At 72.0% G+C, this 8,140-nt stretch carries 6 protein-coding genes; 4 read left to right on the forward strand and 2 right to left on the reverse strand.

All coding sequences use genetic code 11. From position 1 onward, the window contains the following. Positions 1–34: 34 nt before the first annotated feature. The 3 genes from KBX08_RS10810 to KBX08_RS10820 all read left to right on the forward strand — a co-directional run bounded on the left by KBX08_RS10810 (position 35) and on the right by KBX08_RS10820 (position 5,385). A complete protein-coding gene (locus KBX08_RS10810) occupies positions 35–2,584 on the forward strand; it encodes a DUF4118 domain-containing protein (protein ID WP_210782922.1) in 2,550 nt (849 codons plus the stop codon). Beyond that, complete coding sequence (locus KBX08_RS10815; RefSeq protein WP_210782924.1) at positions 2,581–3,261, forward strand: response regulator; 681 nt, start codon at positions 2,581–2,583, stop codon at positions 3,259–3,261. The genes KBX08_RS10810 and KBX08_RS10815 overlap by 4 nt, the downstream gene beginning before the upstream one ends. Positions 3,262–3,363: 102 nt before the next feature. Beyond that, positions 3,364–5,385 (forward strand): FAD-dependent oxidoreductase, encoded by a 2,022-nt coding sequence (locus KBX08_RS10820; RefSeq protein WP_307850508.1) that lies wholly within the window; start codon positions 3,364–3,366, stop codon positions 5,383–5,385. 134 nt (positions 5,386–5,519) lie between these two features. Here the strand turns inward: KBX08_RS10820 and KBX08_RS10825 are convergent, their stop codons facing one another. Beyond that, positions 5,520–6,452: an SDR family oxidoreductase gene (locus KBX08_RS10825; RefSeq protein ID WP_210782926.1), complete on the reverse strand. Its 933-nt coding sequence runs from the start codon at positions 6,450–6,452 to the stop codon at positions 5,520–5,522. Positions 6,453–6,634: 182 nt separating this feature from the next. On the opposite strand from KBX08_RS10825, the gene KBX08_RS10830 reads away from it, so the two are divergent. Continuing rightward, the gene (locus tag KBX08_RS10830) at positions 6,635–7,390 is read left to right on the forward strand and encodes a dienelactone hydrolase family protein (protein ID WP_210782928.1); all 756 of its coding nucleotides are present in this window, start codon (positions 6,635–6,637) and stop codon (positions 7,388–7,390) included. A gap of 17 nt (positions 7,391–7,407) precedes the next feature. Here the strand turns inward: KBX08_RS10830 and KBX08_RS10835 are convergent. Further along, positions 7,408–8,140 (reverse strand): L-dopachrome tautomerase-related protein (locus KBX08_RS10835; protein ID WP_210782930.1); only part of this gene is annotated, 733 nt, incomplete at its 5' end.

Below are 8,140 nucleotides of genomic sequence, written 5' to 3' on the forward strand. Positions count from 1 at the left end.
CCGCCCGTCGATCTGACCAGGGAGGATGGTCCCCGTGCCACGCGGAGAACTGCGCATCTATCTCGGGGCCGCACCCGGCGTCGGCAAGACGTACGCCATGTTGGAGGAGGCCCGGCGGCGGGCCGCGCGCGGCACCGACGTGGTGATCGGCTTCGTGGAGACCCACGGCCGCCAACACACCGCCGCGATGCTCGGCGACCTGGAGCAGGTGCCCCGCCGCATCATGGACTACCGCGGCGCGGCGTTCACCGAGATGGACCTGGACGCGGTGCTGGCCCGCCGGCCACAGATCGCGGTGGTCGACGAGCTGGCGCACAGCAACGTGCCCGGTTCCCGGCACGACAAGCGCTGGCAGGACATTCAGGAGTTGCTCGACGCGGGGATCGACGTGCTGTCCACCGTCAACGTGCAGCACCTGGAGTCGGTGAACGACGTGGTCGCGCAGATCACCGGCACCACCCAGCGGGAGACCGTGCCGGACGAGATCGTCCGCGCCGCCGAGCAGGTCGAGCTGGTCGACATGACCCCGGAGGCGCTGCGTCGGCGGATGGCGCACGGCAACATCTACCGACCCGACAAGATCGACGCCGCGTTGGGAAACTACTTCCGGGTCGGCAACCTCACCGCGCTGCGCGAGCTGGCGCTGCTCTGGCTGGCCGACAAGGTCGACGAGCAGCTCGACCGCTACCGCAGCCAGCAGGGGATCGCTGCCACCTGGGAGGCCCGGGAACGGGTAGTGGTCGCGCTGACCGGTGGCCCGGAGGGTGAGACGCTGATCCGTCGGGCGGCCCGGGTCGCGGCCCGCAGCAAGGGCGCCGACCTGCTCGCCGTGCACGTGGCCCGCAGCGACGGCCTGGCCGGGGCCGACCCGGCCCAGTTGGCCCGGCAACGCGTGCTGGTGGAGAGCCTCGGCGGCACGTACCACCAGGTGCTCGGCACCGACGTGCCGGCCGCGCTGCTCGACTTCGCCCAGGGCGTGAACGCCACCCAGTTGGTGTTGGGGGCCAGCCGGCGTGGTCGCCTCGCGCAGATCTTCGCCCGGGGTGTCGGGGTGACCACCACAGCGCTGTCCGGGGCGATCGACGTGCACCTGGTCACCCACAAACAGGCCGGCAAGGGCCGGCGGGCGGCGGCCGTTCCGGCGGCGCTGTCCCGACGCCGCCGACTGCTCGGCTTCGGCCTGGCGGTGCTGGGCATGCCGCTGCTCACAGTGCTGCTGAGGACCCTGCCCGACCTGACGCTGACAAACGACATCCTGCTGTTCCTCGCCGGGGTCGTCGGGGTCGCGCTGGTCGGCGGGGTGTGGCCGGCCCTGGTCGCCGCGCTCGGCGGCTCGCTGCTGCTCAACTGGTTCTTCACCCCACCCTTCCGCACGCTGACCATCGCCGAGGCGGACAACCTGCTCGCCCTGGCCGTCTTCGTCGGCGTTGCCCTCGCGGTGAGCTGGATCGTCGACGTGGCCGCCCGGCGTACCCGGGAGGCCGCGCGGGCCGCCGCCGACGCGCAGACCCTCGCCGCCGTCGCCGGAGGCGTGCTGCGCGGCGAACGTCCGCTGCCCGCCCTACTGGATCAGCTCCGGGAGACCTTCGGGCTGCGTGCGGTGAGCGTGCTGGAGTTGGCCGAGGACGCCAGCGGGCGCCCCGACCGGGCCCGCGAGGAGCACGCCTGGAGCGTCGTGGCCAGCGTCGGCGAGGGCCCGGCCTGCACACCCGAAGGTGGTGAGACGGCGGTACCTGTCGACGACCGGATCACCGTCGTCCTCTGCGGCCGGCGGTTGGAGGCCGCCGACCGGCGGATCGTCGAGGCGTTCGCCGCCCAGGCCGCCGTCGCGCTGCGCCAGGAACGGCTCGCCGAGGAGGCCGCCACGGCCCGGCCTCTCGCCGCCGCCGACCGGATGCGCACCGCGCTGCTCGCGGCGGTCAGCCACGACCTGCGTACCCCGCTGGCGTCCGCGAAGGCGGCCGTGACAAGCCTGCGCAGCCACGACATCGAGTTCGACGAGTCCGACCGCGAGGAGTTGTTGGAGACCGCCGAGGAGTCGCTGGACCGCCTCGCCCGGCTGGTCGGCAACCTGCTGGACATGAGCCGGCTCCAGGCGGGCGTGCTGGGCATCTCGGCAACCGCGATCGGCCTGGAGGACGCCGTACCCCTGGCGTTGGACGACCTTGGCCCGGCCGCCGCGACCGTCGGTACGGACATCCCGGCCGACCTGCCCGCTGCCACCGCCGACCCGGGCCTGCTGGAACGGGTGCTGGTCAACATCGTCGCCAACGCGCTGCGGTACAGCCCGCCGGACCAACCGCCCACGATCACCGCCAGCGCCCACGCCGGCCAGGTCGAGCTGCGGGTGATCGACCGGGGGCCGGGCATTCCGGAGGACCAGTGGGAGCACGTCTTCCTGCCGTTCCAACGCCTCGGTGACCGGGACAACCAGACCGGCGTCGGTCTCGGTCTTGCCCTGTCCCGGGGGTTGGCCGAGGCGATGGGTGGCAGCATCACCCCGGAGACCACCCCCGGCGGTGGGCTCACCATGGTGCTGCGGCTGCCCGCCGCGCCGACCAGCTCGGAGGGGCCGCAGGAATGACGCGCATCCTGGTCGTCGACGACGAACCGCAGATCCTGCGTGCCCTGCGCATCAACCTGCGCGCCCGCCGGTACGACGTGGACGTCGCCGGCACCGGGGCCGCCGCGTTGAAGGCCGCCGCCAGCCACCCGCCCGACCTGGTGGTGCTGGACCTCGGCCTGCCCGACATTGACGGCGTGGAGGTGATCCGGGGCCTGCGCGGGTGGACCACAGTGCCGATCATCGTGCTCTCCGGTCGGGCCGGCAGCGAGGACAAGGTCGCGGCGCTGGACGCGGGCGCGGACGACTACGTCACCAAGCCGTTCGGGGTGGAGGAGCTGCTGGCCCGCATCCGCGCGGTGACCCGCCGCCTCGGCGCGCCCAGCGAAGCGGTGCCGGCCCTGCGGATCGGCCAGCACACGGTCGACCTGGCCGACCACAGCGTGCTGCGGGACGACGGCACCGAGGTCAAGCTGACCCCCACCCAGTGGAGTGTGCTGGAGAAGCTGCTGCGTCACCCCGGCAAGCTGGTCAGCCAACGTCAGCTCCTGCAGGACGTGTGGGGGCCGGAATACCAGAACGAGACCAACTACCTGCGGCAGTACCTGGCCCAGCTGCGGCGCAAGCTGGAGGACGACCCGGCCCGCCCCCGCCACCTCATCACCGAGCCGGGAATGGGTTACCGCTACCGGCCGTGAACCGTTGACACCCGCCGGCAGAGATTGAAGAATTTCTTTCGCAGCGGCAGCGGCGTGCTTCTGTAACCGTCCCCTTCACCGGTTACCCCTCGGGAGCCCGCCGTGTCCGTGCCCCTGCCCCTGCCCCTGTCCCGTCGCCGGCTGCTGGTCGCCGGCGGTGCCGGCCTCGTCCTCGCCGGTCTCACCGACCCGTTCCGGGCCGTCCCCGCCCGAGCCGCCGTCACCACCGCCGACCTGGTCGTCTACGGCGCCACCTCCGGCGGGCTGGCCGCCGCGATCACCATGCGCCGGCTCGGCCGCACCGCAGTGGTGGTGGAGCCCACCGGCCACGTCGGCGGGTTGAGCACCGCCGGGCTGGGCGCCACCGACACCGGCGTCCAGGCGTCCATCGGCGGGCTGGCCGCAGAGTTCTATCGCCGGGTGTACGTGAAGTACCACGGCGGAACCCTCACGCCGACGTCACCGCTGCGGATGACCTTCGAACCGCGCGTCGCCACCGCCGTCTTCGCCGAGATGCTGGCCGAGGCGGGCGTCCCGGTGGTCGTCGACGCCCGGCTGGCCGGCATCGGTCGAACCGGCAACCGGATCACCGAGCTGCGCACCGAGGACGGGTCGATCTACCGGGGTGGGGTGTTCGTCGACGCCACCTACGAGGGCGATCTGCTGGCCATGGCCGGGGTGGGGTTCACCGTCGGGCGGGAGTCCAATGACACCTACGGCGAGACGATCAACGGGGTGCAGTCGCGCAACACCCACCAGTTCGCCTACCCCGTCGACCCGTACGTGACGGCCGGCTCGCCCGCCAGCGGGCTGCTGCCGGGCATCTCCGCCACCCCGCTCGCCCCGCAGGGCAGCGGCGACGACAAGATCCAGGCGTACTGCTTCCGGATGTGTCTGACCCAGGCGGCCAACCGGATCCCGTTCGGCAAACCGTCCGGTTACGACCCGATCCGGTACGAGCTGCTGCTGCGGCACATCCAGGCCGGCTACGCGGGGCCGTACTTCACCACCCACTCGGTCGGCGGCGGGAAGACCGACTCCAACAACAACGGGGCCGTGTCGACAGACAACATCGGCTTCAACTACGCGTACCCGACGGCGAGTTGGGCCACGCGGGAGAGCATCATCGCCGAGCACCGCACCTACCAGCAGGGGCTGATGTGGTTCCTGGCCAACGACCCCCGACTGCCGGCGTCGGTACGCGACTCGACGGCCCGGTGGGGGCTGCCGGTGGACGAGTTCACCGGCACGGGCGGCTGGCCACCGATGCTCTACATCCGCGAGGCACGCCGGATGATCTCCGCGTACGTGATGACCGAGGCCGACTGCCGGGGCCGGGTACGCGCCACCGACTCGGTGGGCCTGGCCAGCTACACGATGGACTCGCACAACTGTCAGCGGGTGGTCGTCGACGGCAAGGTGCGCAACGAGGGAGACGTGCAGATCGGCGTGCCGGCGCCGTACCCGGTGAGCTACCGCGCGATAGTGCCGCACCAGGCGCAGTGCGCCAACCTGCTGGTGCCCGTCTGTCTCTCGGCGAGTCACATCGCGTACGGCTCGATCCGGATGGAACCCGTCTTCATGATCCTCGGGCAGGCCGCTGCCACAGCGGCCTCCCTGGCGCTCGCCGGGAACCTGGCAGTGCAGGCCGTCTCCGTGCCCGCCCTCCAGACCCGGCTGCGCCAGGACGGCGCGGTGCTGGAGTGGGGCTCGACGAGCGAGGTGATCCTGGACAACGCCGCGTCCAGCGGGATCACCCGGGCCGGGACGTGGCTGCGCAGCACCAGCATCGGCGGCTACTACGGCCCGGACTACGAGCACGACGGCAACACCGCCAAGGGCGTCAACCGGCTGCGGTTCCGCCCTTCACTTCCCGCCTCCGGGTCGTGGACAGTGCAGTTGCGCTGGACCGCGGACCCGAACCGGGCGACGAACGTGCCGGTGGACATCGCGTACTCCGGGGGGTTGGTCACCCGGACGGTCAACCAGCGACAGTCCGGCGGCCAGTGGGTGCCGTTGGGCACCTATCAGTTCACGGCGGGCAGCGACGGAAGCGTGCTGATCCGCACCGAGGACACCGACGGCCACGTGGTCGCGGACGCGGTGCGCTTCGTGCGTGCCTGACCGGAGGCGGGTGCCGGGTCGACCCGGTCAAGTGGCGGGGCCACCAGCAGCGGGTCGACCTGGATCACCTCGATGCCGAGCGGGCGCGGGCCACCGCCATTTCTTGACGCCGCGTTCACGGCGGGGCGCCCCAATCAGTTGCCGGGGTACTCGACGCCTACCAGCCGCTCTGAGGCAGCCCAGAGCCGGGCGGCGTCGTCGGTGCTGCGCGCCGAGCGGTAGACGGTCAACTCGGTTGGTGCGCCGGTGAACTGGCCCACACCGTCCGGGCCGTAGAACCGGCCGCCCTGCGCCTGTGGGCTGGTGGCCGCGTACAGGGCAGGAAGCAGCCCAGCATCCACCGAATGCACCAGGATCCCCCAGCGGGCCAGCCGACCCATGATCGAGTGGTGCAGCGAGGGGCGGCTGCGGCCCAGATTGGGGCCGGACGCGTACAGGTTGGTCATGGTGGTGCCCGGGTGGGCGACGTTGCTCACGATGCCCCAGTCACCGGCCCGACTGCGCCGGTCGAGTTCCAGCCCGAAGTGCAGGGTGGCCAGCTTCGAGGCGTTGTAGGCGCGGATCGACGCGTACCTGCGGTTGCTCTGGAGGTCGTCCCAGTCCAGCCGGCCGGAGCGGGCGGCGCTGCTCGACATCGTGGTGACGCGGGCCTGCCCCGCCCGGAGCAGCGGCAGCAGCCGTCCGGTCAACGCGAAGTGGCCGAGGTGGTTGGTGCCGAACTGGAGCTCGAAGCCCTCCGCGGTGGCGTGTCGGGTGGGAGGGGTCATCACGCCCGCGTTGTTGATGAGAAGGTGGATCGGTCGGCCCTCGCCGAGCAGCGTGTCGGCCAGCGCGGCCACCGACCCCAGCGAGGCGAGGTCCAGCGGCCGGGTCGACACGACGGCACCGGGCGCGGCGGCCCGGACGGCCTCCAGCGCGGCGGTGCCCTTGGCCGGGTTGCGGACCGGCAGCACCACCTCGGCACCGGCGCGCGCCAGCCGGGCGGCCAGACCGAGGCCCAGCCCGTCGCTGCCTCCGGTCACCACGGCGAGCTTTCCGGTCAGCTCCGGAACGGTCAGGTCGAGCACGACAACCCCCAGGTCAACGGTGTCCTTTATTGGTCGCCACCAACACTGGGTCAGGCTCCGGCCACCGCCCAGGGTGGCCTTGTCCAGGGATCGGCAGTCCCTGGCTGACGGACCGGTGCCGTACTCGCCGCTCTGGCGAGTAACGTTCCGAACGGACCAAGATCGGCGTACGAGGAGGCGCGGTGCTGACGACGACGGTGGACATCCCGACCAGCGACGGAGTGGCGGACGCGAGCCTGACCCGACCGGACGGGGACGGCCCGTTCCCGGCGGTGCTGCTCTTCATGGACGCCTTCGGACCGCGCCCGCGCCTGGTCGAGATGGCCGAGCGGATCGCCGAACGCGGCTACCTGGTGCTGACGCCCCACCTGTTCTACCGGGCCGGCCGGGCACCGCTGTTCGACCTGTCCCGCCTCGGCGAGGCCGACCAGCGCGCCGCCCTCTTCGAGAAGATCATGCCGCTGGTTGGCGCGTTGACTCCCGACGTGATCAACCGGGACACCGCCGCGTTCCTCGACTTCCTGGCCGCCCGCGACGACGTCCAGCCGGGCCCGGTCGCCATGACCGGTTACTGCATGGGCGGCACGAACGCGCTGCGGGCCATCGAGGCGCACCCGGACCGCATCGCCGCGGTGGCGAGCTTTCACGGCGGGCGGATCGTCACCGACGCGCCGGACAGCCCCCACCTGGGCGTCGGCTCGATCACCGGCGAGGTGTACTTCGGGCACGCCGACGCCGACCAGTCGATGACGCCCGAGCAGATCGCCACGCTGGAGGAGGCGCTCGACGCCGCCGGGGTGCGCTACCGCTCCGAGGTGTACGTCGGCGCGCACCACGGCTACACGATGGCCGACACCCCGGCGTACGACGAGCAGGCCACCGAACGCCACTGGGCCGCCCTCTTCGACCTGCTGGACCGCACCCTGCCCGTCAGCTGACGAGCGCGCCTGCCTGATCAGCGGCGCAGCAGCACCGGACCGGCGTCGATGCGGGTGCGGAACAGCGCGTACGGCTTGCGTCGCAGGTCCTTGCCCAGCTGGTACTGCGGCTGCCGGTGCAGTTGGTTGGCGGTGACGTAGAGGTACCCGTCGGTGGCCACCGACATGGTGTCCGGCCAGAGCAGTCGCGGGTCGTGCACCAGCGTCTCGTACTCGCCGTCGGGCAGTCGACGCAGCACCGCGTTGTGCTCGTACGAGGTGAGGTAGAGCCGTCCGGCGTCGTCGCTCTCCAAGCCGTCCGAGGCGGTGCCCCGGTCGCCCTCGTCGACGACTGTGGCGGCGACCGCCTCCTGGGTGACGCCCGGGTCGGCCAGCGCCTCCGTGGACACGCTGTGCAGGCGTCGGGACGCCAGCGGGCAGTAGTAGAGCCGGTCGCCGTCGGCGGAGATGGCGATGCCGTCCGAGCCCATGCTCACCGGCTTCGGCGGGCCGTCGGCTGGCCGTTCGAGGAACGGTCGGCCCTCGACCACCGGCCGGAACGACGTCAGCGGCTCCGCCTTGGTGGACGGGTGGTCGTGCAGCCGCCGCCAGGAGGCTCCGCTGGCCAGGTCCACCACGATGATCCCGTTCGGCCCGGAGTCGGCGGAGTCGGTGATGTACGCGACCCCCGCCTCGCCCCGCCGCAGGTCGAAGCGGACGTCGTTGAGATACGTCGTCGGCAGCGCCACGTCCGTCGGGAAGGTGATCACC

The organism is Micromonospora sp. H61, assembly GCF_018070325.1.
In the GTDB taxonomy this organism is placed as follows: Bacteria; Actinomycetota; Actinomycetes; order Mycobacteriales; family Micromonosporaceae; genus Micromonospora; species Micromonospora salmantinae.

Coding starts and splice junctions, on each gene's coding strand:
- KBX08_RS10815 (WP_210782924.1), top strand. CDS start 2,581: ATGACGCGCATCCTGGTCGTCGACGACGAACCGCAGATCCTGCGTGCC.